Genomic DNA, 25,907 nt, shown 5'->3' on the forward strand with positions numbered 1-25,907 from the left:
AAGCCCATATGTACAGTAAATGCCAGAAGTGTGGAAAGAAACTGACGGATCCCGAAAGCATCAAAAGGGGATATGGACCGGAATGTTGGAATAGCCTGACTACACATTATTACCGAAACCCTGTTGACTGGGAAAACTACAGAGTACCTGGGCAAATGAACATTGAGGATTTTTTGGATATGGGAGGTGGGGACAATGGCGATAAGAAAGATATGCCCTGAATGCGGGCAACAGTACGGCGCCAGACCAGCAGTGTCGAGAAAGGATAGGAAAACAGAAATATGTCCTGACTGTGGAACAAAGCAGGCACTTGACACTGTGAGGGATTTGTTGGGACCGGAAATGACCGATCAGCAATGGGAAGGATATAAAAGTGGATTTTTAAAAAGGTCGAGGGAGGGACAGCATGGACAGAACACTTTATAATGCCAGCGGGTGTAAGGATAAGACCGCTCATGATGCGATTTGTTCTGCATCAAAACCGCAGACACAGGTTTTCAGATCTGACTGGACGCGGAGAGACAACGAGGCAGATATGTTCGTAAAGATGGTGAAACGTCTGGCAAAAGGATTTAATTTTAAACTTTGCGACAGAATTCGATTTGAGGATCCGGAAACAGGAAAGAAATATTTGTGAGGTATGGCATGGACACAGAGAAAAAAGTACAATTCGTAGCACTGACAAAAGAGGAAATTGATGCAATGATTCAGCAGGCTGCCCTTGCCGGAGCGCAGGTTGCGTCTGATGCAATGATGGTAGGGCAGAGAAAAAGCGAGAAGGAGAAGATTGATCGTCGTTTGCATAATACTGATTTACTCCTTAGAAATTACAGAACTTTAAAGGCGAGCTACGAAAATGCCGTCTACAAGTCCAAGGAAGGGGAGGTTACAGAGGTGCTGGAAGACATCATGACCATGAAAGATGATAAGGTCATAGTGGAGAGCATCAAAACTTCGGCCAAAAGAACCGCTATCATGGTACAGCATATTGACAAAATGCTTGATGTATACCGTATCTATTGTAGCAAATTATCGGAAAAAGATAAGAGACGCTATAAGATTATTAAAGCCCTTTACATATCAAAGACGCCAATGACAATTGCAGAAATTTCAAAAAAATTTTCGGTCAGCAAGGTCACTGTTTACGAAGATATCAAAATTGCGAAAGAGCGCTTATCTTCGCTGTTTTTCGGAATTGACGGTCTGAAGTTTTTTTAATAAAATCAGAATAACGGAATCTGTTAACTTAACATTGACTTAATAACGAAAATGGTGTATGATATGCGAGTAAAATTTTAATCAAAAGCCATGAGCCACTGGGAAAAAACCAGTGGCTTTTTTAATGCAATCTTGGGAGGGAGGAAAGGATAGAAAGATGGGAATGCTCCTTTAAAATATTTTAGAGGAGATTACGCATGAATGGAGTAACAATATTATTTGTATATGCAGCTATCATGATCCTGGCAACAGTGATCCTGACAAAGAAAGAAAAAAATGTGGAACGCTTCTGTGTTGGAAGCCGTTCTGAAAACTGGCTGATGTCGGCTCTCAGCATTGCGGCAACATGGATCTGGGCTCCGGCATTATTTGTATCAACTGAGAAAGCATATTCTACCGGCTGGGTTGGCCTGTTCTGGTTTCTGGTTCCGAATGCCCTTTGCCTGGTGATATTCATTCCCTTTGCAAAGAAAATCCGGAAGGAAATGCCAGAGGGAATGACACTGTCTGGTTACATGAAAGAAAAATACCAATCCGATGGAGTGAAAAGGGTTTACCTGTTTCAGCTGATCGGACTGTCTGTTCTGTCAACAGGAGTTCAGCTTCTTGCGGGAAGCCAGATTCTTAGTGCAGTAACAGGAATTTCGTTCAAAACCATGACTATTTTGCTCGCTTGTATAGCAATTTCCTATTCTCTGTTCTCTGGAATTAAAGCATCTATGCTTACAGATGCTATTCAAATGGTATTCATGCTTGTTGCATGTAGCCTATTTGTAATATTCGGAGTAAGAAATACAGGAACACAGGGCATTATACAGGGCCTGAGTGGTATATCAGGAGACTGTACAATGCTCTTTTCTGGAAAAGGAGTAGAGATTTTCTTAGCCTTTGGGCTTCCGACAACGATAGGACTTTTATCCGGGCCGTTTGGAGATCAGAGCTTCTGGCAGAGGGCATTTGCAGTAAAAAAAGAGAAGCTGGGAAGAGCGTTTCTTCTTGGAGCAGTTCTTTTTGCGGTGGTTCCACTGTCAATGGGAATTCTTGGATTTATGGGAGCCGGTGCAGGATATCAGGCACAGAACCTTGGAATCATCAATTTTGAATTGATCCGCCACTTTTTCCCGTCCTGGGCAGTATTGCCGTTCCTTTTCATGATTGTTTCCGGTTTGCTGTCTACAGTGGATAGCAACCTGTGCGCAGTATCTTCGCTTACGACAGATATTGCAGGAGGAAAAGACATCAGGAAGACCAGAGCTGCAATGGCAGTGCTTCTGATCACTGGCATTCTGATTGCAAATATCCCGGGAATTACAGTGACACATCTGTTTTTGTTCTATGGCACACTGAGGGCGTCAACATTACTTCCAACAGTCATGACACTGAAAGGGGTAAGACTGAATGCAAAAGGGATTATCACAGGTGTGGTTGCTGCACTGGCTGTAGGGCTTCCTGTATTCGCCTACGGCAGCGTTTTGAATAGTGGACCATATAAAACACTGGGAAGCTTGCTGACAGTCCTGTTGAGCGGACTTATCGCCTTGGCTGCTTCCAGAAAGGAGAGACACTATGCTCGGTAGAAAACAATCCGTTCGAAATAATGAAGACTGGAAGAGTGCGCTTGATCACATTGAAGAGACGGTGCCAAAGAAAGAACTGGATTCCCTTGTGAAAAAGACAGTGAAAGACATCAAAGAGAAATGCAAGGGGAAAAAGGCAGCCTATGCATGGAGTGCGGGAAAAGACTCACTGGTACTTGGAGAGATATGCGAGAAAGCCGGTATTGATCAGAGCGTCCTTGTAAGGTGTAATCTGGAATATCCGGCATTTATTGCATGGATAGAGCAGAATAAACCTTCTGACCTTGAGATTATCAATACCGGACAGGATATGGAATGGCTGAAAAAGCATCCGGATATGCTGTTTCCGGATAAAAGCAATAAGGCAGCACAGTGGTTTCATATCGTACAGCACAGAGGACAGGCGAGATATTATAAAGAACACCAGCTGGAAATACTCCTGCTCGGACGCAGGAAGGCTGATGGCAATTATGTTGGAAAAGATAATATCTACACTAATTCAGCCGGAATCACCAGATACAGCCCTCTTGCAGAGTGGAGGCACGAAGATATCCTTGCATACATTCACTATTATGATGTGAAGCTCCCACCCATATATGACTGGGAGAAAGGATATTTATGCGGCACACATCCATGGCCTGCCAGACAGTACATGGAGACAGAACAGCAGGGCTGGAAAGAAGTTTACGACATTGATAAGACCATAGTTGAAAATGCGGCACAGCATTTCGATGGAGCCAGAGATTTTTTAAAAGCTATCAAATAGCCGGTTGCAGCCGGAGGCCATTGCCCTTCAGAAATGGAGGACAAAATGAAGGTTATTAAAAAGAGACTGGATGATCTTAAACATCCAGAGAAAAATGTCAGAATTCATTCTGAACAGCAGATCAGGGAACTGAAACGCTCCCTTGAGAAGTTTGGACAGACCAGAGCCCTTGTTGTGGATGAAAATAATGTGATTCTGATCGGGAATGGCTTATATGAGGCTATGGTGAGCCTTGGTTATCAGGAGGCATCCGTATATGTAAAAACGGAACTTTCTGAAAATGATAAAAAGAAGCTTATGATAGCCGACAATAAGACTTATGCTCTTGGAATTGATAATCTGGATACACTGAATGAGTTTCTTGAGGAATTGCAGGGCGATCTGGACATTCCGGGATACGATGAAGAAATATTACAGCAGATGGTCGCGGATGCAGACGAAGTAACTGAGAAAATCTCTGAATATGGAACATTGGACGAATCAGAGATCCAGAAGATAAAGGAAGCCAATGAGAAACGGGAGCAGAAAGCGGCAGCAGCGGAAATATCTGACAATAATTCAGAGAACAGTTCGGAAAATCCGAACACTTCAGACAACCAATCGTCGGAAAGGCAGAATACCACTGAAACAGAACCGGAAATAACAGAAACCCGGAAGTTTGTTATCTGCCCGAACTGCGGTGAAAAGATATGGCTGTAAAACGTTGTGAAGCCAATATCGATGTTGTGAAAGCTGCAGAGATCCGGATAAAAAACGTGTTCGGAAACGGGCTACCAGTGTTCTTTTCTTTCAGTGGGGGAAAGGACAGCTTATGCGTGGCGCAGCTGATGGTCAATCTGGCCAATCGAGGTGAGATTGACATGAAACAACTTACAGTGCAGTTTATAGATGAAGAAGCAATCTTTCCTTGCATGGAGGATATGACAAAGAAGTGGCGGCGCATCTTTATGATGATGGGAGCAAAGTTTGAATGGTATTGCGTAGAAGTAAAACATTTTAACTGCTTCAATGAACTGTCAAATGATGAAACATTTATCTGCTGGGATTCCGCAAAACAAGACGTATGGGTAAGACAGCCGCCTTCCTTTGCGATAAGGAACCATAAACTGTTACGTCCAAGGATTGATGCTTATCAGGATTTCCTGCCAAGGACAACCGTATCAGGAATTACAATGGTCGGTATCCGTACAGCGGAATCTGTACAGAGGCTTCAGAATATTGCGTCTATGACAAAAGCAGGAAACAAAATGACTGCAAAGAAGCAGGTATTTCCCATTTATGATTGGACGGACAATGATGTCTGGCTCTTCCTTCTGAGAAATCATGTAGATATCCCGGAGATATATTTGTTCCTCTGGCAGTCAGGATCCAGTAAAAGGCAGATGCGAGTATCCCAGTTCTTTTCTGTTGATACAGCAAGAAGCCTTGTGAAGATGAATGAGTATTATCCAGATCTTATGGAACGGATCATTAGAAGAGAACCGAACGCTTATCTGGCTGCCCTGTATTGGGACAGCGAGATGTTCGGCAGAAGTTCCAGAAAAAGGAAAGAGGCGGAAGAGGGACAGGAGCAGAGAGATTATCGGCAGGAGCTGATACATCTTTTTAATCACATGGACGTTTTTTTCGACACTCCGCATAAAAGGCATGTGGCAGAACGATACCGTAATTTCTTTATGGCGGTATCAGCAATAGCTACATCGGCCGATTGCAAGCACATATACGAAGGACTGATATCCGGAGATCCCAAAATGAGGGCATTCCGGGCACTGTACCAGAGAGTATATGGACGTTATATCAACGATGCGAAGAAAGGAGAACACCATGGACAATAAGCTGTCAGCACCATCTAGGACCATGCATTGGGTAGATAGGAATAAGATCAAACCAAATGATTACAATCCGAACAAAGTTTCGAGACAAAATCTGGAACTGCTCACACAGTCTATCTTTACAAACGGATGGACGCTGCCAATTGTGGTAAGACCAGACGGTACTATTATTGATGGATTCCACAGATGGACGGTTGCAGGACCTGACTGGAAGTACGTTCCTCCTTCGGAAGAAGATGATCGCAGGACATTATACGAACGTCTTGAGGGAAAAGTGCTTGTAGTGATTGTTGATCATAAAGATAAAGCGAAAAATATTTACGGTACCGTTACCCATAATAGGGCAAGAGGTACCCATTTGCTAGAACCTATGAAGAAAATCGTTAAAGAACTCATGGACGAAGGCAAAACAGTTGAAGAAATCGGAAAACAGCTTGGAATGAGACCGGAGGAGATCTTCCGATTGTCAGATTTTTCAAAAGAAGACTTCTTGAAGATGATGACAAAAGGGGTGACGGGCTATTCAAAAGCTGAATTTATTACAAAAATTTAATGTTGTTCTACGACATATAGAACAGAAAGCAGGGAGAGGGAGAGCAACCTCTCCCTTTTGCATATGCCGAAATAAGATGATGGAGGGGAGGGGTGTACATTGGCAAGGGCAAGAAGTCCCAACAGCATTGAAGCTGAGGAAATGTATAAGAACGGGATGAAACTTGTTGACATTGCCAAGAAGTTGGACGTCCCGGCCAGCACAGTTCGGCGGTGGAAATCAACACAGAATTGGGACGGAAAGACAAAAGGAAAGAAAAACGAACGTTCGCAAAAGAAAAAAGCGAACGCTCGCCATAAAGGTGGACAGCCTGGGAACAGAAATGCAGTTGGAAATAAGGGCGGTCCACTGAAACCGGGAGATAAGATTGCAGAGAAACACGGAGCATATTCCTCTGTATATTGGGATGTCCTTGATGAGTCTGAAAAAGATATGATCGAAGATATCCCGATGGATGAAGAAATGCTTCTGATCGAACAGATTCAGCTCTTTGCTGTGAGGGAAAGAAGGATCATGATTGCAATCAATAAATACCGGAACATGAAAGGTGAAGTATCCCTGTATGGATTCAACCGAAGCGAAAGCAAAAGGACATTCAAAACAGAAGAGGACAAGCAGCTCTATGAAGAACGCATAGAGAAAAAAATATCTGCTGAAGAACGTCTGCCGGGAGATATGTATAACATGCAAACCACGATGGAAAACAAGGACAATATGATCGCCAGACTTGAAAAAGAGCTGTCAACTGTACAGTCAAAGAAGACCAAGGCTATTGAAGCACTTGCGAAGCTGAGACTTGAAAAGCAGAAGATTGCCGGAGAAAGCAAGGGCAATGAGGTTGTTCGTGCATGGGCCGAAGCTGTGGTAAAAGCAAGGGAAGGAGAGAACAAAGATGGATGATATACAGTTCTCTGAATTCCTTGATGAAAGTATACCGCTGTGGCGTGATGATCCGGTTATGTTCTTCCGGGAGGTGCTCAGTTTTGAGCCTGATGAATGGCAAGCGCAAGCAGCAAGAGACCTGGCTGCAAACCCAAAGGTAAGTATTAAGTCAGGGCAGGGTGTTGGAAAGACTGGTCTTGAGGCAGCAGTATTCCTGTGGTTTATTACCTGTTTCCCATATCCGAGAATCGTTGCGACAGCACCAACCAAACAGCAGTTGCACGATGTCCTCTGGTCTGAGATTTCCAAGTGGATGAGCAAGTCTGAATTGCTCTCAATGCTTCTTAAATGGACAAAGACATATGTTTATATGGTTGGCAATGAAAAGCGTTGGTTTGGCGTTGCCAGGACTGCTACAAAGCCAGAGAACATGCAAGGTTTCCATGAAGATAATATGCTTTTTATCGTTGATGAAGCTTCTGGTGTTGCGGATCCGATCATGGAAGCTATCCTTGGTACCTTATCTGGAGCAAATAATAAACTTCTTCTGTGCGGAAACCCAACGCGAACATCTGGAACATTCTATGATTCACATACCAGAGACAGGGCGTTGTATAAATGCCACACTGTATCATCTGCAGACAGCAGCAGAACGAACAAAGAAAACATTGATTCGCTCATAAGAAAGTATGGATGGGATTCGAATGTGGTTCGCGTCCGTGTCCGTGGAGAATTCCCAAATCAAGAAGATGATGTATTTATTCCGCTAAGCTTGATCGAGCAGTGTAGTAGCAAAATGCTAGAGCTTGATGATACGGACGGAATGCAGTTTGTGTCACTTGGGGTGGATGTGGCCCGTTTCGGAGACGATGAAACGATCATATATCGTAATTATCATGGTCATTGCAAAATAGTCCGAAACAGGCGAGGACAGAACCTGATGGCCACTGTAGGCGACATCGTAAAGGAATTTAAAAAAATATACAGGGAATATTCAAAGTATGAAGGCAAGGTGTATGTGCAGATTGATGATACCGGTCTTGGCGGAGGTGTTACCGACCGCCTAAAGGAAGTCCGGAAAGAACAGAAGCTGCATAAGATGCAGATCATTCCGATAAATGCAGCAGAAAAGATTGAGACCGATACGGCAGCAGGTAAAGATGCAGCTGAAAGATATAATAATCTGACAACTGCAATGTGGGCCAGTATGCGAGACCTCCTTGATAACAAACAGATTGTTATTGAAGATGATGAGCAGACAATCGGACAGCTTTCCTCCAGAAAATACACAATGGCGAGCAACGGAAAGCTTGAAATCGAATCAAAAAAGGAAATGAAGAAAAGGGGGCTGGATTCTCCCGACCGAGCAGATGCTCTTGCTTTGGCATTGTATCTCGGAAAGATCAAGAAACACACAGGCACAGCACCTGGAGTCAAAGAATTACAGGAGCTGACCAAAGACAATTACTGGGGCTGATATAGCCGGAAAGAGGGGTGATGAAGATGAAAGAGTATGGACGGATTGGACAGAAACGATGGGAAGGACAGTTTTATGAAGAATTTCTTCCGGAACTGTCTGGAATGCGTGGGATAAAGGTATTTAAAGAAATGAAAGAGAATGACGATACCGTTGGAGCCATTCTTTTTGCAATTAAGATGATGATCCGGCAGGTTGAGTGGCATGTAGAGCCGGGAGGTGACAGTGCCAAAGACAAAGAAGCTGCAGAGTTTGTTGAAAGCTGTATGGGCGACATGCAGGCCACATGGACAGATACCATTTCGGAAATCCTGTCATTCCTACCTTACGGTTGGAGTTTCCATGAGATTGTATATAAGCGCCGAATGGGTAAAACAAAGAACCGAAGATCATCAAGCAAATACTCTGATGGATTGATAGGCTGGCAGAAACTTCCTCCGAGAGCACAGGATACCTTGTATCGCTGGGAATATGATGATAGTGACAATCTGATTGGAATGACACAGCAACCGCCTCCGGATTATGGACTGTTTACTATACCGATGAGTAAAGCAATGCTATTCCGAACGGAGAGCGTAAAAGACAATCCGGAAGGTCGGAGTATTTTAAGAAACGCATATCGCTCCTGGTATTTTAAACGGAGAATCCAGGAAATTGAAGCTATCGGAATTGAGCGAGATCTTGCAGGTCTGCCAGTTATTCATGCTCCTGAAGATTTGGAAATATGGGATAGTCACGATCCTGACATGGTTAAAATTAATGGAGCACTTATTGCCATGGTAAAGAACCTTCGCAGAAATGAATCTGAAGGGCTTGTTCTTCCACATGGATACGAAGCGGAACTTCTGAGCACCGGAGGCACAAGACAATTTGACACCAATGCAATCATAAACAGATACGATACGAAGATTGCCCAGACAGTCCTTGCAGATTTTATTATGTTGGGACATGAAAAGACGGGAAGCTTCGCACTAAGCTCTGACAAGACAGAATTGTTTTCTGTTGCGCTCGGAGCTTTTTTAGATGTTATTTGCGAGACGTTCAATAACCAGGGCATTCCTTCGTTGATAGACATCAATGGTTCCCATTTCGATGGGATTGAGGACTATCCTACACTCGCCCATGGAGATGTGGACAAACGGGATATCACGAAACTGTCAACATTCCTGAAGGATATGGTCGGCACGGGGATCTTGATACCTGATGAAGAATTGGAAGATTATGTCAGGGAGGCAGCAAACCTGCCGGAAAGAACGGAAGTTCCAGATTCCAGAGAGAAAGATGAACGGCGAGAAGCACAGCGCAGAGCACCAGAAAAGACAGCAAACGAACCTGATGAACCAGAGGTGGATCCGGAAGAGAATCAAGATGCTGAGGAAGCCAAGAAAAGGTTAGGCAGGTGATTTGATGATGCGAAAAATACGGCCACGATCAAGGACTGTTAAAAAAAGCGAAGAATCACAGAGAGTACTGGATGCACTTGATGCCTATCTCGAGGGAAATATTGATGAACCAGTAAGATGGCTTGTTCGATTCTGGCAGGATCAGGCAGCAGTCATGCTGTACAGAGAACTGCGAGAAATCGTAATAGGAGAAACAGATCCGGAAAGTCTTTTTGATATATGGTTCCAGGATTATTCGAAGATGCTGTCAGAAAGAATGACACCTGTATGGGAACAGGCGTTTCTTGAAGGGTGGAAAAACAATTCTCTCTTTTGTGGAGCAGAAGATGTAATAAGCTCTGAGAGCTGGGTTCGAAGCTGGATTGTTGATCATACGGGAGATTTGATAACAAATTGTTGTAATGAGCAGGTGAGCGCAATTCGGTATCTGATCGCTGAAGCTGAATCTCTTAATATGAGCAGTGCTGAAACGGCAAGATATATCCGGCCAACAATAGGACTGACAGAGAGACAGGCTGCGGCGAATCTCAAATATTACAACTCCATCAAGGAAAGGCTGACAACAGATCATCCAAGAATGAAACCTGAGTCAATCGAGCGGAAAGCGAGAGAAGCTGCTTCGAAATATGCAGAAAGACAGCAACGGTATAGAGCAGAAACTATAGTCAGATCGGAAATAGCACAAGCCTACAACCGTGGCGCAGATGCCTTTGTGAGGGAAGCGGTAACGGCAGGGAACCTTCCGGAGATGGAAAAAGAGTGGTCAACAGCTTTGGACGGTCATGTGTGTGCATCATGTGCAGCTCTTGAAGGCACTAAGATAGGAATGGATGATGAATTCGAAACAGTATCCGGAAGGAGAGAGATTACAACGTCTATTCCACCATTACACCCGCGCTGTAAATGTGCGGTGAAGTATGTGAGGGTGAAATATGAAAACATTCAATGAAATAATGAAAATAAGGGACGAACCGGACAATAAGCCGGAGGTAACAAAAAGAAAGTTCCAGGTAAAGAAGACAAATAATGAAAAAATGCAGGCATTCGGCTGGGCCAGTGTTGCCATTGCTGAGAATGGAGAAACTCTGGAAGACTGGCAGGGCGACATCATAGAGCCTGATGAACTTGAAAGTGCGGCTTACAAGTTCGTTGATCTCTACCGGGAAGGTGGAGAGATGCACGAAAGAGGCGGGGTTGCTTATCTGATCGAGAGTGTTGTATTTACGGAAGAGAAGATGGCGGCAATGGGAATCCCGGAAGGTACACTCCCTGTTGGCTGGTGGATTGGATTCCAGGTTACAGATGCGGATGTTTGGGAGAAAGTAAAAGATGGAACTTACAGCATGTTCTCCATTGAAGGGGAAGCAGAAAGGGTAGAAGTAAACAATGAATAAGTATATTGGAACAAAACTTATTGAGGCAGAAAAAGCAACTCTTGCAGAAGCACAGGCATTAAAAACAGGTGCCTGCGATACCATTGAAGAAGCAAGAAAAAGATTTGGAGGTTCAGATGATGGCAATCCGGGATATGTAGTTAAATATCCGGATGGATACATTAGTTGGTCTCCGAAAGATGTGTTCGAGCAGTCTTATATGCAGGTTCAGGAGAATCCGAAACTGATATCTGGCGTATCAATAGGAGAACACATGGTGAATGATTTTATCAGCTATATTGAAACCAGTACCGTAGGCTATAAGACAACAATGGTTCGTTGCGTGCTTCGAAATGGTTTTGAGATCATTGAAACATCTGCATGTGTAGATGCTCGGAATTATGACCAGAAGCTCGGAGAAGAAATCTGCATGAAGAAGATAAAGGATAAGATCTGGTATCTTTTAGGATTTCTGCTTCAGACAGCGTGGCATGGAATTAAATAAATGTGATCAATAGGCGTCCAAAAGGGCGCTTTTTTGATAAATAAAAGCGAAAGGAGGAAGCATTGTGGCAACAAAACTGAAAGGCCTGGAAGTAGGTAAAGTAGATTTCGTTGATGAAGGCGCAAATCAGAGAGCTGATATCAAACTGCTGAAAGGCAAGAATAAAGCAGAGGAAACATCAGACCCGGAAATCGGACTATTTAAACGATTCCTGAACTGGATCAGCGGAGAGGTGCAGAAATCAGCCACGACATTTGATGAACAGATCAACGCTGTGAGCATGGACGCAATCCGGGATGAAATCTGGTCTGTATGTTACGCCCTGCAGAATTCACTTAATTCAATCCTGTGCGACCCAGAACTGGACAGCAGCGGGAAGCAGAGTGCAATGGATACAAGCATTGAACAGTTCGCTACAGCTATGAAGGAATACATTCCCGGATGGGCTGGGGGAACATCTGCAAAAATCAAAAAGAATCTGGATGCGCCTGACGAAACAGATCTTCCTATGGTGATGAAAGCGCATAGCAATCTGGAGGAAATCATTCAGAAATCCGTAGAAACGAAAGGAGAATTGGAAGACATGATTAAAATCGACAAGTCAAAAATGTCTGCTGAGGAAAGAGCGACATATGATGAACTTATCAAAAAGTTTGCCGTAGAGACAAACGAGGAGCCGTCTATCGAGAAGAAAGCACCGCAGAAAAGCGAAAAAGAGGAAAACCCAGACGTTCTCGATGATGATGGAGCTGAAAAGAAAACAGATACAAAGAAATCTTTTGCACCGCCAGAACAGAATGCTGACGATGATATTTACAAAGGACTGCATCCTCTTGTGAGAGAAAAACTGGAAGCTCTCGAGAAAAGAGCGGAAGAAGCGGAAGACAGAGAACTTTATGCAGTTGCTAAAAAGTACGAAGTTCTTGGAGAAAAACCGGAAGAACTGGCTAAGTCCTTGAAAACACTGAAAAGTGCAGGTGGAACTGCCTACAATGATATGATCAGCCTTCTCGACAGAAATGTGGCAATGGTCAACAACTCTGGCGTATTTGGAGAAATCGGAAAATCATTCTCTGGCGGAACTGCAGCAGTCAAGAAGTCTGCAGCAGAAGGAAAAATCGATGCGATTGCAAAGGGATTGATTGAAAAAGATCCTTCCATGCCATATAACATGGCGCTGGCAAAAGCCTGGGAAGCACATCCAGAGCTTATGGCTGAGTATGAAGACGAAGCCGGATACTAAGAAGGAGGCGAATGATAATGGGTAAAAATTTTAATGGAACACAGATCAACCAGTCACCAACTATTTCCGAAAAGGCAGGAGCAGATGTTGCTGACATCCGTAACCTTATTTTGAAATACGATACTGATGGTAATGTGGTTGTCGCTGCCGATGGCACAGCACCTCTGCTTGGCGTTTCTATTATCGAAAGTGGATACAATGACATTTCCGGTGTAGAAGCTGGAATGGTTAAGAAGGGTGAAGACGTTGATATCCTGATTAAGGACATCGGATTCGTCATTGCTTCCGCTGAGATCAAGAAAGGGCAGGAGGTTACTGCGACCACCGGAGGAAAAGCGGCAGTTGCGGCAGCTGGTGATTACGTGATCGGGGTAGCTCTTAACAATGTATCTGCTGGAGGCTACAGCAGACTGCAGCTTTCTAAATACCAGAAGGCAAAAGCATAATCTTGATAAAGGAGGATAATATTAATGAGAAACACAGCAGCAGGAATCCAGTCTGAAATCGCAAAAGGCGCATTCAGACCTCACACAGCACTTACAAACATGGCTCTGGCATATTACCAGAATGCAGCTAACTACTTCGCAAAGGCTCTTTTCCCAACCTGTCCGGTAAGTCTTTCTTCTGACAACTACTATGAGTTCAGCAAGGAAGATCTTCTGAGAGATAACTGGAGCAGAAAACCTGCTTATGGAAAAGTTGATCCTACAGTAGTAGGCGAGAGCATGAAACCTTATGTATGCCAGGTAGACCAGATGATCATGGGAATTGATCAGATTCGCCAGACCGATCTCAGTAGAAGACAGGGACCAACCACAATGCAGCCTAAACAGCAGAGAGTAAAAACCATTGCAGAACAGGCAAATATCCATCAGGATCGTCTGTTTGCGGAAAGCTACTTCAAAGCCGGCGCATGGAAGAATGAACTTGAAGGAGTAGACAATACCTCTCCAAGCACAAACCAGTTCATTAAATTCAGCAATGCAAACTCTGATCCTATTGCATTTATCGATAGCGAGAAGACAAGCATGAACCAGCAGACAGGACGCATGCCGAACCGCCTCGGCCTTGGTATCAATGTATTCAATGCCCTGAAGGTGCATCCGGCAATCCTTGAAAGGGTTAAATATGGTGGAAGCACTGCAAACCCAGCGTCTGTAACAGAAAACGTTCTGGCACAGCTCTTCGGAGTAGAAAAGATCGTGGTGCTTAAATCCATCATGAACAATGCCGGCATGGGAGAAGATGAAAACATGCAGTACATCGGAGATCCGGATGCATTCCTTCTTGCCTATGCCACAAACGCACCAAGCATTGATGAACCGTCTGCCGGTTACATCTTTACATGGGATATGCTTGGAAATGGACAGATACTTCCGATTCTGAACTATCTTGGCGAGAATGGAACACATACAGAATACGTGGAAGGACTTATGGCAACAGATATGCATAAGACATCCGATGATCTGGCGAGATTCTACAAATCTGCAGTCTAAGGAGGTGCCATATGAAGCTTGTTGCAAATAAACCATGCACTCTGAGCGGAAAACGATACTTCATCGGAGAGAAAATCCCGGCCGAAGCAGTCACTGATCCGGTAGCTCTTGAAAAAATGGGAGTGCTGACTGTGATTCGTGACGGTATTCCGGTTGAAACACTTGAGGAATGCGTGGCATCAGTCGGAGAAGTATTCTTCAAAATCGAAATCGTAAAAGGAGATAAGGGCTTCGATTTGGACGTTACAGAGCCTCAGCTTCAAGAAGCAGTAAAAACTATGCAGATGAACCAGAAGGATGCTGTAGCTCATATTAGAGACACTGTAGAGGATAATACAGTGCTTATCTTTCTGAATGCAGTAGATTCGAGAACTGCTGTAAAGAAAGAAGCTGAAACTAAGGCGAAGAACCTTGGGGAACTGGAGGAAAGCGCAGGTGATGCCTGATGCCTGGAACATATCAGTACGAACCGGAGAATATTGCTAAATACGGAAAAGACCGTATGCGTTTTGAACTCGGAGATGTAATGGTCGAGGGAAAAGAAAAGACTTGTGCGCTCTGTGATGAGGAATACAATGCGGTGATTCCGGAAAAGGTTCCGACGGCGAGACAATGGAAAAAAGCAAAACTTCGTTGCCTTGAAAGCATTATGCGGAAGTTTGCATTTGAACCCGATACAAAGGTTGGTCCACTCTCCTTATCCATGGGGGAACGGGCCAAACTATGGAAAGAGATGTATGAGGATCTGAAAAAAGACTTGAAAGCCAGTGCAGCTTCGGCCGAAGCAATTCTTCCGTTGGCGGAAAATCCAGAAACAGGGCGGATAACACCGCCTTATTTTTATGCCGGAATGATGTCGCATGAGGAAACAGAGGGGGAAGACATATGATGTTCGGAAACGCAATGTACCTTCGTCCGGGGAATCTCTGGAAGAGCTTCCGGGTATTGAAGATGCATGCGGACAATGTAGATGGATATGCAAAGAACTCATATGAAGATATGGGAACTATAGTGGATGGAATTCTTGCACAGGCGACTTCGAATGAGAGGGAGCTGACAAAACACCTATGGGACCAGAAACTGCATTCCCTGACGCATACCCTTGTGGTATCTGGAAGATGTGATCTCAAAAAGTCAGATATTCTTGCATATGAGGAAAAAGCATATTTAGTTCTTGCTGTTGATAATGCCGGAGACCTTGGGTTTGCCGGCATTGCCTATCTTGAAGAAAGGAATGATCTGAAATGAGTCCGGAGGCAGCAGCGGCAGCTGTACAGGAAGAAGTAAAGAACCGCATAGAGCAAACCAAACGACAGGTTGATGCAAAGATGATGCAGGGTGCCAATGAACTCAGGAACGCCGCTCTTACGGTATTGGCCAATCCAAGTCCTTCAGCTCCCGGAAGTCCACCTGGTGTAAGGAGTGGAAATCTGAGAAGAAACTGGAATATGTACAGTTCTGGCGGTGGAGGAAATGGCATATTCGGAATCCAATCTGGAATGCACTACTCGGGATACCTGGAACATGGAACAAGCAAAATGGCACCCCGTCCTTATGTTGAAAAAATCAAAGAAACTGCAATGCCGGAGATTCTGGCATTGTTCTCGGAGTTAGGAGGGTAAATGTTACTGACTAAAGAAACAAAGAAAGTTATAAATCTTGCTGAAATCGGAAGAGGATCTCTTATCTCGGCAAAAAATAAAACCTGGGATAAAGCGCAGTCTGGAATAGTGACAGAAGCGACTGTTGACACCATCACAGTTTTATTCCTTCCAGAAACACAGAATATCCAGAATCATTTCGTGATTCAGGCCGAGGCTATTGAAAAAGGACTGTGGACTATCAGATATTCTTCTGACGGAATGGAAACGGTGAACGTGTATGAAGGGAGTGTAGAAGATGGATCTGAATCAGTTGCTGTATAGAAGGTTATCTCAGGACAACATTCTGAACGGAACTCTGGCCAAGTACGCAGATAAGCCGGCCATCTTTAACACAGAGTTTCCTCCTGATCAGCAGGAGGGATGGAATGGGAAAAGCCAGTATCCGAGGATTTCTTATGTCTTCAACAAACAGGTGGATACAAAGCGGTCTTCATCTGGCCAGCTTACTGTCGCATTGTACGACATCATGGATTCGCTTGAAGTAGAGAAGATGGAAGTTACTATCAGGAATTGTCTTCAGGACGTGGTGATGAAACCAGAAGGGGAGGCGCCTATGTGCTTTGCATGGGCCAGAAGCGAACCTTACATCCTGGAAGGAAACGCAGTGCTGTGCAAAGAAATTGTGTTCGATATTCTGGAATACCCCGCACAGGAAACTACGGATCCAGATCCTGTTATGGCGTTGAACAGGTATATTAAGAATCTTTTCCCAGAATGCATAGTTTTTGGAATTGATGAGTTATCAGAATACACCATTCCGGCAGATACTCCTGTTTTCTATTCTGGACTGAAATCAATTGACAGCACAGATGGGCATTGCAGGAGTAGCCTGTCGTGGTTCAATGCAGTTATTTCAGTGCATCTCCTGTGCCCGAAACCGTCATTGCGGTTGAAGATGATGGCCGCACTTCACCAGAGCTTAGCGAAGGATGAAGAGATCATCATGCTTGATGATTCCCCAATGGTCGTGAAAGCTCTGAAAATGAACAACAATGCTGATTACCTTAGAGAGGGGCAGATGTCTCTGACAGGGTATTATGCGTGCTTAAAAGACGCATTTAAGCAGCCTGGTATATCAGGCGTAACAATCAACGATCTTACATGAAAGGAGTAAGTAATGGCAGAAAAAGATATCAAGAAGACACCGGCTGCGACACAAACAGTACAGCCGTCCGCTGACAAGTACACCATCCAGGAACTTGAAAATGCAAGCGCAAAAGTATTTGGAGTTCCTCACGAATGTGCAGTAGCAGCCTTTAAGGGTTGTAAAAAAACAGGAATGACTGTTGCGGAAGCGAAACAGATCATCGATAGATTCATGAAAAAGGAGGTCAAATAAATGGCAGGTTATTTTTCTCTTGGAGAAAACAAAATCCGTTCCGGTGCATACTTCAATGTGCAGAAAAGAGGGGATGAAACAAACTTTGGAGCAATTGATGGTATTGTAGCAGTGCTTTTCAGGTCTTCGATTGGGCCACTTGGAAAAGCTACAGTTCTTCCGGCATCTGAAGGATATGAAAAAACCTTTGGCACCGGCGGCACCACAGATGCATTAAGAGAAACGTTCTTTGGAGGCGCTGACAAACTTATCGCTGTTAGAATAGGAAACGGCGGTACAGTTGGCAGTGCCTCTCTTGCTTGTGCAACTGGAAAGGCAAAGCTCTCAACAAAATACCCAAGTGGTGCAAAATTCACAGCAACAATCAGAGAGAAGCTTGGCGATTCCTCAAAGAAAGAGTGCATCGTATATCTGGATGGCTCTGAGTTCGAAAAAGTAACATTTGCAGCAGGAACAGAAGAGGCTACTGCATTGAAAGAAGCATTCGCTTCCTCAAAGAACTTTGTAGTCGATATTACTGATGCATCAGGAACTGTTACGGCGGTTAGCCAGTCCGCTTTCACAGATGGCGCAGAGCCGACAGTGACAACCGCAGACTACAGTGTCGGATTAAAAGAAGTGGAAAAATACTACATCAATACCATTTGTGTTGATACAGAAGATGCCGCTGTCCATGCATTGGTAGCAGCATGGCTTGACAGAATTTATCTGGCAGGCTCTTTCGCAATGGCAATCGTTGCCCCAAAACCTTCCTCTTCACTGGAAGACAGAATGACATCAATCTCCAGTTTCGATACTGAAAACGTAATTGCACCGCTGAATGCAAATGCTAATGCCGGCAATGAAGAGCTGAAAGGATATCAGGTGGCTGCGTATATCGCGGGTATCGTAGCTGCGACTCCTGCGAACCAGTCCGTGACACACGCAACTCTTAGCAGATATAGCGTTCTGAATGAAATCCTTACAAATACAGAGATGGAAGTAGCTGAAGAAAAAGGCTGCCTGGTCCTCTCTACGGCTTCTGATGGGGCTGTATGGATTGACAATGGTGTTAATACCTTGGTTCATCCGGATGCCAACCACGACAGCGGATGGAAGAAAATCCGTAGAACCAAAACTCGTTATGAACTTCTGAACAGAGCAAATGCAGCAGCTGACGCACTGGTTGGAAAGGTTGATAACGATACAAACGGAAGAGCCACTATCATGGCAGCTATCCAGGGTATCTGCAATGCCATGGAGGCAGAAGGAAAGATCCAGTACGGCAATGTAACTGAATCTACAACTGTTACTACCGATGGAGACACCTGTGGGTTTGACATCGAAGTGATCGATCTGGATTCTGCAGAGCACATCTATCTGAATTACTACTTCCAGTTCAGCACTATTGTTGCTGCATCTGGTGAATAAGAAAAGGGGGAATAAATAATGCTGAATAAGAGTGCAGCTACCGATGCCAGACACAGCAGATCTGGCAAAGATGCGATGCTTTATAACTCTGCTGGAAAACCATTTGCACAGGTTGAAAGTTTTACTACAAAAGGTTCCTTTAACAACTACAAATACGCACCTCTTGGCCAGAACAGAGAGCTTGAGGTCAACGGAACTGTGGGCGTTACCGTAAACATTTCCGAAATCGTAGTTCTTGATGGTGAGCTGTTTAATGCGGTTATCAATGCTATTGCAAACGGAGAATCTCCTGTTCTGATGTTTACAGGAGTTATCGAAGGAAGAAATGGATCACAGGAACGTGTGACCTACAGAGAGTGTATCCTTTCCGGAGACAGCGATATCCAGAACGTAGCTACAGGCGATGTGCTGAAAAGATCTTTTGCCCTGCACTGCAATGGCAAGGTTGAGAATAAGAGCAAACTGACAATCTGATTTCTATTAAGAGGGGCTGGACATCAGCCCCTCGTTTTTAACAGGAGGAAAAGAAATGGCAAATAAAGACTTTATGGATCCGGAATTAACCGAGGAAGAGAAGGAAGACATGATTATTAAAAATGAAGAGGATTATCTGGAAGGATTGTTGGCAGCAGCTGATAATGCAGCAAATGATATTAAGAAGATCGATATCATCCGTAATGAACGAAAGTATTTCTCCTTCAGAATTCATTCGTTGTCCGATGAAATGTTAAAAGATATCCGGAAAAAATACACAAAATATACAAAGAATCGCCGCCAGGGCATCCGGGTTGCAGACGAGCTGGATCTGCCAAAGTATAGAGCTTCTCTGATTTACAACTCCACTACGGAAGAAGATCAGGCCAAACTGTGGGATAATCCTGCTGTCAAAAAAGGCCTGGAAGCAAAAGGCATCTGCATTATCAATGCCCTTGATGTAATCGATGCTGTTCTTCTTCCGGGAGAAAAAGACCGCATTATGGATATCATTGATGATGTCAATGGATTCAATAATGAAGAATTGAAGGCTGAAACTGCAAAAAACTGATTATGGCCGGTGGGAAGTCAACATTACTCCACCACATATTTCAACGCCAAGGTTTATTGCCAAGTGAAGTAATGAGTCTGCCCTCTGGAGAGAGGGCTTTTCTTTTTGCTTCAACCAGGATATGGATCGAGGCGAATACGAAAAAGGGGTGACATGGTAAATGGGAGAAACAATTAGAATTGAGATTCCTGTATCTGTGAATGATAATACAGACCCTGGCCTATCAAATATTACGAATAAGATGAACACCCTAGCCACTGCCGCCCAGAAGGTAAATCGGATCCTGTCATCTGGATTCAAAACCAGAGGGATTGAACAAACAGCAGAGCGAGTAGATCGAACGCTTGGACGTGAGCATTCTATTGAAGTTTCAGTAGATGACAATGCCACTCCGGTTCTTTCAAGAGTCGAAGATGCGGCTGAAAGAGTAGGAGGAATATCTGCAGATATTGAGATAGGTGCAAACGACAATGCTACCGCTGAAATATCTGGTGTCGAGGATGCAGCAGCAACCCTTGACGGAGCAAGTGCTGACGTAGAACTGGGGGCAGATGATAATGCCACCGGGGTGGTAAATAGTGTTGGAGATTCACTGTCTGTTCTAAACGGAAATGAAGCGGTAGTAGAGCTTACTGCGGACGACAATGCTACGATGCAGATTATGGATGTGGAGGATGCACTGGCCGCCTTGAATGGTGAAGTGGCTGTGGCCTCAGTGGAAGCTGATGATACAGCCACGGAGATAATCCGAAGTGCCGAAGATGCAGTGACCACATTCGATGGAACTTCCGGGACAGCGGAACTGGGGGCAGATGATAATGCAAGTCCGATCATCGACGATGTGAGGGACAAAGCAAAAGCCTGGGACGGAAGCGTTTTTACGGCAACTATGAGTATAGTAGATGCTGCTACTGCTCCAATGGGAGCGGTTTTAAATGCTGCAAAGAATCCAATAGCACAGGGCGCAACATTCCTTGGAGTGAGCGCAGGACTGGCTGATACTGTGAATACATACAAAGGGTTTGAGAGTATGATGTCGCAGGTCCAGGCTATATCTGGCGCTACAGGGAAAGAGTTTGATGATCTGACCGCAAAAGCACAGGAAATGGGTGCAACTACGAAGTTTACCGCTACTGAAGCAGCTCAGGCATTTAATTACATGGCTATGGCAGGCTGGAAACCAGAGCAAATGACTGCTGGTATATCCGGTATTATGAGTCTGGCAGCAGCTTCCGGCGAAGACCTGGCAAGCACCTCGGATATTGTTACAGATGCTTTGACAGCTTTTGGACTGAAAGCAAAAGATGCCGGACATTTCTCGGATGTCCTTGCAAAGGCGTCTGCTAGTTCGAATACAAACGTAGGCATGCTAGGCGAATCATTCAAATATGTTGCGCCGGTAGCAGGAGCCATGAAATATAGCGTCGAAGATACTTCTTTGGCATTAGGGCTTATGGCTAACAGTTCAATTAAAGGAAGCATGGCCGGTACAGCTTTAAAGACGTCCCTGGCTAACATGGCAGCACCAACTAACAGCATGGCAGAGGCTATGGACAAATATGGTATTAGCCTGACCGACGGCTCGGGAAACATGAAAACACTGAAAGGTGTCATGGATAATTTGCGAAGCAGTTTAGGAGGTCTTTCTGAAACTGAACAGACAGCGGCAGCATCCACCATTTTCGGAAAAGAAGCTATGAGCGGTATGCTTGCTATCATCAATGCTTCAGAACAGGATTATAACGATCTTTCCAATGCTATCGGAAATTCAAAAGATGCAGCACAGGATATGGCTGACACCATGTTGGACAACCTGGCAGGCTCTATGACTCTTATGCAGTCGGCTGTAGAGGGCACTCAGAACAGTTTTGGACAGAGACTTACTCCTTATGTCAGAGGATTCGTTGATTCCATTACGGACGCAATGCCGGCTGTGACTGTTGCTCTGAATGATTTTATGGACACTGTGGACAAAAAAGCAGCACACATGAAGACAGTTATCGGGACCATGACGGCATCTGATGAGTGGCAGAATGCGGATATGTTCGGAAAGATGGATATTGCATGGGATACTCTTATCGGTCAGCCTTTTGCCGACTGGATTAGCGGAGATGGGAAACATCTGATTTCTTCCGGCCTCGGAACATTATTCTCTAGCGCGTCCGCTATTCTTCCGGGAGGAAAGAAAGCAGGCCTTTCTTCTGTGCTCAGCTCTATGCTGATCGCTAAAGGAGCAACTGGGATTCTTGGAAATGCAAAGAATATTGCGACCACCTTACAGCCTATCGGAAATGCTATTAAAAGCATTGGACTTGCAGCACAGACAGCGCCAAGTGTTGGAGCGTTCATAAGTGATCTGGGAGCAATGGTTCCGACAGCGGCGAAATTCGGACTTGCGGCAGCGGCAGTAACAGCGGCAGTAGTTGGAATTGGTGTTGCAGTAGACAACTATAACCAGAAAGCTTTGAGCAGTAATCTGGAAGAACATTTTGGAAACATCAAATTATCAGCTCAGGAAGTGCAGGACATTGCTTCTGGAATTCTTGATCAGAAGTACCTGGCCAATGTGGAAGTTGCCTTAAATGAGGTAAAGAACGCTGATAAGCTTCGAGAAGATGCCCAGAAGGCGCTGGAATCCAATGACGTTCTGGAGTTTAAGAGCAGAGTTGGTATTAAACTTACGACAGAAGAACAGGAAGATTATACAAGTAATATCGAAACTTTTGTTAAGAGCAAGATTGAAGAACTGGAAAGCCGGACGTTTGCAGCGCATATCCACGTTCAGACGTATCTCGGAGGTACGGAAGAGGGACAGACATTAGCCCAGAACATCGAGAAATGGGCTACAGCGGATTATGTTGAATTGGATGGATTATCTAGCCAGTTATCACAAAAGGTCTCTGAGGCACTGAAAGATGGAATCATAGATGCAGATGAAGAAGGCGCCATCAGTGCTTTGCAGGAAAAAATGAACAGCATAACTGCCCGGTGGAAGGAATCGGAAGCACAGGCAAAATGGGACTGGATAAATCAGGAATACGGGAGCTTGAATGCAGCTGATCTGGAAAGTGGCTCATTCACTGACTTACTGGGAGCAATGAGAGATCAGAGGCAATCGGCAAAGGAAAGCGTACAGGCAGATGTTGAGCAGTGGTATTCAGAGCTTAACTCGATGGAATCAGCCGGAAGAATCACATCTGCTCAGAATAAGCAGTATCACGAAATGACCGGTTGGTATGTAAAAGGGCAGGAAGGAAATGAGTTGTCGAAGAGCTTACAGCTTGGTTCGAACACTTTGAATTCTGCATATGCTGAGAAGATTCAGAGCAACAGGCAGAGCCTTGCGGAAAATACGCAGTTTTCTATTGATTCAGCACAGAAACAATTAGAGAGCGGAGATACATCTGCTATGACCAGCGCATTGATGTACGGGTTCAACGAACTTGGCAATGGAAAAACATTAGGAATTACAACTGATGCTACACAGAATGCCTTGAGTACCATGTACGAGAGCATGAAACCTGATGTAACACAGATGCAGGGCTTAATTGACGATTACCGGGAAGCGGGAAAAGCAGTTCCACAAAGCCTTATGGATTCATTTAATGATGCTATTGAGGTTGGAGCAGCTGCTGGCGATACGTCTGCAACGTGGCAGAACTATGCTAATCAGATCTGGAAGAATGGAAGTGATGAATTAAAAGCATCACTTACGGATCCGAGCAATCCAATGTATGAAACGGTCCGCAGTCAGTTGCCTCCTGAACTTGCAGAAGCGATTGACAGGGCGGCGGCAGAGACCACAACTGATGATGTGACACTTGAAGGACTGAAAGCTTCTGTTGATGGAGATGTTGATATTGACAAAGATGCATGGACTTCAAAGCTGAATGAAGCTCTTGGTGACTTGGGTGAAACACAGGAGGTTACCGCTGATCATGTAAAGATTAAGGTTGATCAAGGCGATTGCCTGTGGGAAATTGGCAACGCTCTTGGAATTGACTGGCAGACCATTGCAGAACAGAACGGTATCGAAAGCCCGTATGTTATTCATCCAGACCAGGAACTGACTATTTCCATGGATACGTTGACTGCAGAAGTTGACGGAGACAAGGCTCAGGCTGCTATCGAGCAGGCTATGTCAGCTCTGGATGCAGAAGGAGCAGAAATGTCTGTGACAGCAGAAGGAGTCAAAGTTGATCTGGCAGATGTAGAAGTGGATTCCGATACAGCGGCGGCTCAGATTGAGGCAGCTCTCGGCATGGAATCCGGGACACTTGCGGCAAATGGAATTGAAGTGCAGGCAGGCGCATCTGTTACTATCCCATCAGAACTGGTAACGGTGGATACATCTGGCATGCAGTCTGCAACCGAACAGGCAGCAGATGAAACGGAAACAGAGCCTATTGAGCAGGAAGCATCTGCAAATGTAAATGTCACAAATACAACGACCGATACATCCGGAATGCAGGCGCAGGCGGAAGAAGATGCACAAGGTGCTGTAGGAGATGTACCAGTTGAAGGCAGTGCAAATGTTACCTTCTCAGGCACGACAACAGACACTTCTGGCGTTGTGGAGCAGGTAACAGCAGATATTGAGAGCGCAGTAAGTGATGTTCCGGCCAATGGTCATGCGAGCATCACGTTAGATCAGTCCAATAATGCGGCCGAGATTTATTCTCTTGCAACAGCTGATGTGGTATCTGCTTTCTCGGAGACAATTCCAGCAGACGGACATGTAGATGTCACACTGGACCAGACGAATAATGCAGCAGCTATATATTCGGAATGCGCCGGACAGGTACAAAGCACATTCGCACAGGGCTTCACAGCCTCTGCAGATGTTGCAGTTACGCTGAACTGGCATATCACGAATCCATCAGCTAGCATTTCCACTTCAAGTAGCGGATCATCTGTATCGGCTACTATAGCTGGGCACGCTTCGGGCGGTGAAGTCGGACTGAATGGAGCTGAGCTGTCGTGGGTAGGTGAGGAAGGATTGGAGTATATCATTCCTACGGTGCCGGCCAGACGACAGAGAGGTATTGAATTGTGGAAATCCGCAGGACGGACACTGGGAGTTCTTGGTCCTGATGATGAGATATCAGCGCATGCGAGCGGAGGAATTGTTGGAAAAGAAGTATCAAATACGACACCTTATTTCGACACAGATTCCAGTTCGCAAGATTCCGAAAAATCAGAGAAAGAAACTGTACCAACGAATGTGGTGTCAGATAAATCTGGCGTTGTGGTACAGGTTAACCTCTCCCCGCAGTTCAATATATCAGATACAAATGACAGTGATGCTATTCGGCTCATTAAAGCTCACATCAAGGAGCTGGCTGACGATCTTGGAAGCGAAATTGCAACAATGCTCAGTGAAGCTTATGAGAATACACCTGTTACAACATAAGGAGGGAACATGGGAGCGATATTAAAAGAATTGCATAATTCGGCATCGAAGTTCCAGTTCCCTTCGATGCCAAAAGATGATGTTGATGTAAAAAGAGAAACAGCATATCAGGAATATAACATTCTTGGAAAAGGAAAAATGAGTTACCCATCTGGCATGGGAAACCAGACCATAAAATGGTCAGGATATTTCTGGGGGGCAGGCAGAAAAAAGCTTGCCTCCGTAAACCAGAAATGGATAGCACCAAAAACCTGCATCAGCAAGCTGAAAAGCTGGCAGACAAAAAAGACACCGTTAAATCTGGTGGTTTCTGAAGCTGGCATCAATGAAGATGTTACTATCAAATCTTTTGAGTATAAGCCTTTTGGCGGGCATGGGGACTATTCGTACGAGATATCTTTTGTTCCATATGTCGAGATGAAGATTTATACAACAAAGGAACTGGGGACTAAGAAAAAAGCTAAAAAGAAAAAGAAAACCACTAGGCCAAGTACCAAGAAATCTACTAAAAAGAAAAAGACCTACAGGATTGTCCGAGGCGATACGCTTTGCGGAATATCTCGTAAGAAATATAAAACTGAATCAAAGTGGAGAAATATCTACAATGCCAATAAGAAGGTTATTGAAGCGGCTGCTAAGAAACATGGCCGGCGCAATAGCGACAATGGACATTGGATATATCCAGGAACAGTACTGACTTTACCATAAGGA

General features: G+C 44.6%; 30 protein-coding genes. All 30 read left to right on the forward strand.

Annotated elements, in window-relative coordinates:
* Nucleotides 1-8: 8 nt before the first annotated feature.
* The 30 genes from NQ489_RS17930 (at nucleotide 9) to NQ489_RS01825 (ending at nucleotide 25,904) form a co-directional block, all read left to right on the forward strand.
* Nucleotides 9-221 (forward strand): DUF6011 domain-containing protein, encoded by a 213-nt coding sequence (locus NQ489_RS17930; protein WP_021652426.1) that lies wholly within the window; start codon nucleotides 9-11, stop codon nucleotides 219-221.
* Nucleotides 196-426, forward strand: coding sequence for a hypothetical protein (locus NQ489_RS01685; protein ID WP_021652427.1), 231 nt, complete (start codon nucleotides 196-198; stop codon nucleotides 424-426). The genes NQ489_RS17930 and NQ489_RS01685 overlap by 26 nt, the downstream gene beginning before the upstream one ends.
* Nucleotides 407-637 (forward strand): hypothetical protein, encoded by a 231-nt coding sequence (locus tag NQ489_RS01690; RefSeq protein WP_021652428.1) that lies wholly within the window; start codon nucleotides 407-409, stop codon nucleotides 635-637. The genes NQ489_RS01685 and NQ489_RS01690 overlap by 20 nt, the downstream gene beginning before the upstream one ends.
* 8 nt (nucleotides 638-645) lie before the next feature.
* Nucleotides 646-1,218: a helix-turn-helix domain-containing protein gene (locus NQ489_RS01695; protein ID WP_021652429.1), complete on the forward strand. Its 573-nt coding sequence runs from the start codon at nucleotides 646-648 to the stop codon at nucleotides 1,216-1,218.
* 197 nt (nucleotides 1,219-1,415) lie between these two features.
* Nucleotides 1,416-2,795, forward strand: coding sequence for a sodium:solute symporter family transporter (locus tag NQ489_RS01700; protein WP_021652430.1), 1,380 nt, complete (start codon nucleotides 1,416-1,418; stop codon nucleotides 2,793-2,795).
* Nucleotides 2,785-3,561, forward strand: a complete 777-nt coding sequence (locus tag NQ489_RS01705; protein WP_021652431.1) for a phosphoadenosine phosphosulfate reductase domain-containing protein — start codon at nucleotides 2,785-2,787, stop codon at nucleotides 3,559-3,561. Before NQ489_RS01700 ends, NQ489_RS01705 begins: the two co-directional genes overlap by 11 nt.
* A 45-nt stretch (nucleotides 3,562-3,606) precedes the next feature.
* A complete protein-coding gene (locus NQ489_RS01710) occupies nucleotides 3,607-4,260 on the forward strand; it encodes a ParB/Srx family N-terminal domain-containing protein (protein WP_044962048.1) in 654 nt (217 codons plus the stop codon).
* Complete coding sequence (locus tag NQ489_RS01715) at nucleotides 4,251-5,396, forward strand: phosphoadenosine phosphosulfate reductase domain-containing protein (RefSeq protein WP_021652433.1); 1,146 nt, start codon at nucleotides 4,251-4,253, stop codon at nucleotides 5,394-5,396. The genes NQ489_RS01710 and NQ489_RS01715 overlap by 10 nt, the downstream gene beginning before the upstream one ends.
* A complete protein-coding gene (locus NQ489_RS01720; RefSeq protein WP_021652434.1) occupies nucleotides 5,386-5,946 on the forward strand; it encodes a ParB N-terminal domain-containing protein in 561 nt (186 codons plus the stop codon). Before NQ489_RS01715 ends, NQ489_RS01720 begins: the two co-directional genes overlap by 11 nt.
* 99 nt (nucleotides 5,947-6,045) lie before the next feature.
* On the forward strand, nucleotides 6,046-6,846 hold the full coding sequence (gene terS / locus NQ489_RS01725; RefSeq protein WP_021652435.1) for a phage terminase small subunit: 801 nt from the start codon (nucleotides 6,046-6,048) through the stop codon (nucleotides 6,844-6,846).
* Nucleotides 6,839-8,305 (forward strand): DEAD/DEAH box helicase family protein, encoded by a 1,467-nt coding sequence (locus NQ489_RS01730; protein ID WP_021652436.1) that lies wholly within the window; start codon nucleotides 6,839-6,841, stop codon nucleotides 8,303-8,305. The genes terS and NQ489_RS01730 overlap by 8 nt, the downstream gene beginning before the upstream one ends.
* Nucleotides 8,306-8,325: 20 nt before the next feature.
* Entirely contained in the window at nucleotides 8,326-9,708 is a 1,383-nt protein-coding gene (locus NQ489_RS01735; protein ID WP_021652437.1) for a phage portal protein family protein, read from the forward strand.
* 4 nt (nucleotides 9,709-9,712) lie between these two features.
* Nucleotides 9,713-10,657 carry a phage minor head protein gene (locus NQ489_RS01740; RefSeq protein WP_021652438.1) on the forward strand — a complete coding sequence of 315 codons (945 nt, stop codon included), beginning with the start codon at nucleotides 9,713-9,715 and terminating at the stop codon, nucleotides 10,655-10,657.
* Nucleotides 10,641-11,102 (forward strand): XkdF-like putative serine protease domain-containing protein, encoded by a 462-nt coding sequence (locus tag NQ489_RS01745; RefSeq protein ID WP_021652439.1) that lies wholly within the window; start codon nucleotides 10,641-10,643, stop codon nucleotides 11,100-11,102. Before NQ489_RS01740 ends, NQ489_RS01745 begins: the two co-directional genes overlap by 17 nt.
* The gene (locus NQ489_RS01750; RefSeq protein WP_021652440.1) at nucleotides 11,095-11,586 is read left to right on the forward strand and encodes a Gp49 family protein; all 492 of its coding nucleotides are present in this window, start codon (nucleotides 11,095-11,097) and stop codon (nucleotides 11,584-11,586) included. The genes NQ489_RS01745 and NQ489_RS01750 overlap by 8 nt, the downstream gene beginning before the upstream one ends.
* 64 nt (nucleotides 11,587-11,650) lie before the next feature.
* Nucleotides 11,651-12,829, forward strand: coding sequence for a hypothetical protein (locus tag NQ489_RS01755; RefSeq protein ID WP_021652441.1), 1,179 nt, complete (start codon nucleotides 11,651-11,653; stop codon nucleotides 12,827-12,829).
* A 17-nt stretch (nucleotides 12,830-12,846) separates the two neighbouring features.
* Entirely contained in the window at nucleotides 12,847-13,275 is a 429-nt protein-coding gene (locus tag NQ489_RS01760; RefSeq protein ID WP_044962052.1) for a structural cement protein Gp24, read from the forward strand.
* Between the two features lie 24 nt (nucleotides 13,276-13,299).
* Nucleotides 13,300-14,325 (forward strand): hypothetical protein, encoded by a 1,026-nt coding sequence (locus NQ489_RS01765; RefSeq protein ID WP_021652443.1) that lies wholly within the window; start codon nucleotides 13,300-13,302, stop codon nucleotides 14,323-14,325.
* 11 nt (nucleotides 14,326-14,336) lie between these two features.
* On the forward strand, nucleotides 14,337-14,771 hold the full coding sequence (locus tag NQ489_RS01770; protein WP_021652444.1) for a hypothetical protein: 435 nt from the start codon (nucleotides 14,337-14,339) through the stop codon (nucleotides 14,769-14,771).
* Entirely contained in the window at nucleotides 14,771-15,214 is a 444-nt protein-coding gene (locus NQ489_RS01775; protein ID WP_021652445.1) for a hypothetical protein, read from the forward strand. The genes NQ489_RS01770 and NQ489_RS01775 overlap by 1 nt, the downstream gene beginning before the upstream one ends.
* Nucleotides 15,211-15,573, forward strand: a complete 363-nt coding sequence (locus NQ489_RS01780; protein ID WP_021652446.1) for a hypothetical protein — start codon at nucleotides 15,211-15,213, stop codon at nucleotides 15,571-15,573. Before NQ489_RS01775 ends, NQ489_RS01780 begins: the two co-directional genes overlap by 4 nt.
* On the forward strand, nucleotides 15,570-15,947 hold the full coding sequence (locus NQ489_RS01785) for an HK97 gp10 family phage protein (protein ID WP_021652447.1): 378 nt from the start codon (nucleotides 15,570-15,572) through the stop codon (nucleotides 15,945-15,947). The genes NQ489_RS01780 and NQ489_RS01785 overlap by 4 nt, the downstream gene beginning before the upstream one ends.
* Entirely contained in the window at nucleotides 15,948-16,250 is a 303-nt protein-coding gene (locus tag NQ489_RS01790) for a DUF5026 domain-containing protein (RefSeq protein WP_021652448.1), read from the forward strand.
* On the forward strand, nucleotides 16,225-17,094 hold the full coding sequence (locus tag NQ489_RS01795) for a hypothetical protein (protein WP_021652449.1): 870 nt from the start codon (nucleotides 16,225-16,227) through the stop codon (nucleotides 17,092-17,094). Before NQ489_RS01790 ends, NQ489_RS01795 begins: the two co-directional genes overlap by 26 nt.
* 12 nt (nucleotides 17,095-17,106) lie before the next feature.
* Nucleotides 17,107-17,328, forward strand: a complete 222-nt coding sequence (locus tag NQ489_RS01800; RefSeq protein ID WP_021652450.1) for a hypothetical protein — start codon at nucleotides 17,107-17,109, stop codon at nucleotides 17,326-17,328.
* Complete coding sequence (locus NQ489_RS01805) at nucleotides 17,329-18,738, forward strand: phage tail sheath subtilisin-like domain-containing protein (protein WP_021652451.1); 1,410 nt, start codon at nucleotides 17,329-17,331, stop codon at nucleotides 18,736-18,738.
* 18 nt (nucleotides 18,739-18,756) lie between these two features.
* The gene (locus tag NQ489_RS01810) at nucleotides 18,757-19,212 is read left to right on the forward strand and encodes a hypothetical protein (protein ID WP_021652452.1); all 456 of its coding nucleotides are present in this window, start codon (nucleotides 18,757-18,759) and stop codon (nucleotides 19,210-19,212) included.
* A 55-nt stretch (nucleotides 19,213-19,267) separates the two neighbouring features.
* The gene (locus NQ489_RS01815; protein WP_021652453.1) at nucleotides 19,268-19,783 is read left to right on the forward strand and encodes a phage tail assembly chaperone; all 516 of its coding nucleotides are present in this window, start codon (nucleotides 19,268-19,270) and stop codon (nucleotides 19,781-19,783) included.
* A gap of 160 nt (nucleotides 19,784-19,943) precedes the next feature.
* Nucleotides 19,944-25,196, forward strand: coding sequence for a phage tail tape measure protein (locus tag NQ489_RS01820; RefSeq protein WP_021652454.1), 5,253 nt, complete (start codon nucleotides 19,944-19,946; stop codon nucleotides 25,194-25,196).
* Between the two features lie 9 nt (nucleotides 25,197-25,205).
* The gene (locus tag NQ489_RS01825; RefSeq protein WP_021652455.1) at nucleotides 25,206-25,904 is read left to right on the forward strand and encodes a LysM peptidoglycan-binding domain-containing protein; all 699 of its coding nucleotides are present in this window, start codon (nucleotides 25,206-25,208) and stop codon (nucleotides 25,902-25,904) included.
* Nucleotides 25,905-25,907 lie beyond the last annotated feature (3 nt).

The organism is Blautia sp. KLE_1732_HM_1032 (genome assembly GCF_025147905.1).
In the GTDB taxonomy this organism is placed as follows: Bacteria; Bacillota; Clostridia; order Lachnospirales; family Lachnospiraceae; genus Blautia_A; species Blautia_A fusiformis.

Bases quoted from the DNA above. Each gene is read 5' to 3' on its own strand.
- NQ489_RS17930 (WP_021652426.1), top strand. From the start codon at position 9: ATGTACAGTAAATGCCAGAAGTGTGGAAAGAAACTGACGGATCCCGAA.
- NQ489_RS01685 (WP_021652427.1), top strand. From the start codon at position 196: ATGGCGATAAGAAAGATATGCCCTGAATGCGGGCAACAGTACGGCGCC.
- NQ489_RS01690 (WP_021652428.1), top strand. From the start codon at position 407: ATGGACAGAACACTTTATAATGCCAGCGGGTGTAAGGATAAGACCGCT.
- NQ489_RS01695 (WP_021652429.1), top strand. From the start codon at position 646: ATGGACACAGAGAAAAAAGTACAATTCGTAGCACTGACAAAAGAGGAA.
- NQ489_RS01700 (WP_021652430.1), top strand. From the start codon at position 1,416: ATGAATGGAGTAACAATATTATTTGTATATGCAGCTATCATGATCCTG.
- NQ489_RS01705 (WP_021652431.1), top strand. From the start codon at position 2,785: ATGCTCGGTAGAAAACAATCCGTTCGAAATAATGAAGACTGGAAGAGT.
- NQ489_RS01710 (WP_044962048.1), top strand. From the start codon at position 3,607: ATGAAGGTTATTAAAAAGAGACTGGATGATCTTAAACATCCAGAGAAA.
- NQ489_RS01715 (WP_021652433.1), top strand. From the start codon at position 4,251: ATGGCTGTAAAACGTTGTGAAGCCAATATCGATGTTGTGAAAGCTGCA.
- NQ489_RS01720 (WP_021652434.1), top strand. From the start codon at position 5,386: ATGGACAATAAGCTGTCAGCACCATCTAGGACCATGCATTGGGTAGAT.
- NQ489_RS01730 (WP_021652436.1), top strand. From the start codon at position 6,839: ATGGATGATATACAGTTCTCTGAATTCCTTGATGAAAGTATACCGCTG.
- NQ489_RS01735 (WP_021652437.1), top strand. From the start codon at position 8,326: ATGAAGATGAAAGAGTATGGACGGATTGGACAGAAACGATGGGAAGGA.
- NQ489_RS01740 (WP_021652438.1), top strand. From the start codon at position 9,713: ATGATGCGAAAAATACGGCCACGATCAAGGACTGTTAAAAAAAGCGAA.
- NQ489_RS01745 (WP_021652439.1), top strand. From the start codon at position 10,641: ATGAAAACATTCAATGAAATAATGAAAATAAGGGACGAACCGGACAAT.
- NQ489_RS01750 (WP_021652440.1), top strand. From the start codon at position 11,095: ATGAATAAGTATATTGGAACAAAACTTATTGAGGCAGAAAAAGCAACT.
- NQ489_RS01760 (WP_044962052.1), top strand. From the start codon at position 12,847: ATGGGTAAAAATTTTAATGGAACACAGATCAACCAGTCACCAACTATT.
- NQ489_RS01765 (WP_021652443.1), top strand. From the start codon at position 13,300: ATGAGAAACACAGCAGCAGGAATCCAGTCTGAAATCGCAAAAGGCGCA.
- NQ489_RS01770 (WP_021652444.1), top strand. From the start codon at position 14,337: ATGAAGCTTGTTGCAAATAAACCATGCACTCTGAGCGGAAAACGATAC.
- NQ489_RS01775 (WP_021652445.1), top strand. From the start codon at position 14,771: ATGCCTGGAACATATCAGTACGAACCGGAGAATATTGCTAAATACGGA.
- NQ489_RS01780 (WP_021652446.1), top strand. From the start codon at position 15,211: ATGATGTTCGGAAACGCAATGTACCTTCGTCCGGGGAATCTCTGGAAG.
- NQ489_RS01785 (WP_021652447.1), top strand. From the start codon at position 15,570: ATGAGTCCGGAGGCAGCAGCGGCAGCTGTACAGGAAGAAGTAAAGAAC.
- NQ489_RS01790 (WP_021652448.1), top strand. From the start codon at position 15,948: ATGTTACTGACTAAAGAAACAAAGAAAGTTATAAATCTTGCTGAAATC.
- NQ489_RS01795 (WP_021652449.1), top strand. From the start codon at position 16,225: ATGGATCTGAATCAGTTGCTGTATAGAAGGTTATCTCAGGACAACATT.
- NQ489_RS01800 (WP_021652450.1), top strand. From the start codon at position 17,107: ATGGCAGAAAAAGATATCAAGAAGACACCGGCTGCGACACAAACAGTA.
- NQ489_RS01805 (WP_021652451.1), top strand. From the start codon at position 17,329: ATGGCAGGTTATTTTTCTCTTGGAGAAAACAAAATCCGTTCCGGTGCA.
- NQ489_RS01810 (WP_021652452.1), top strand. From the start codon at position 18,757: ATGCTGAATAAGAGTGCAGCTACCGATGCCAGACACAGCAGATCTGGC.
- NQ489_RS01815 (WP_021652453.1), top strand. From the start codon at position 19,268: ATGGCAAATAAAGACTTTATGGATCCGGAATTAACCGAGGAAGAGAAG.
- NQ489_RS01820 (WP_021652454.1), top strand. From the start codon at position 19,944: ATGGGAGAAACAATTAGAATTGAGATTCCTGTATCTGTGAATGATAAT.
- NQ489_RS01825 (WP_021652455.1), top strand. From the start codon at position 25,206: ATGGGAGCGATATTAAAAGAATTGCATAATTCGGCATCGAAGTTCCAG.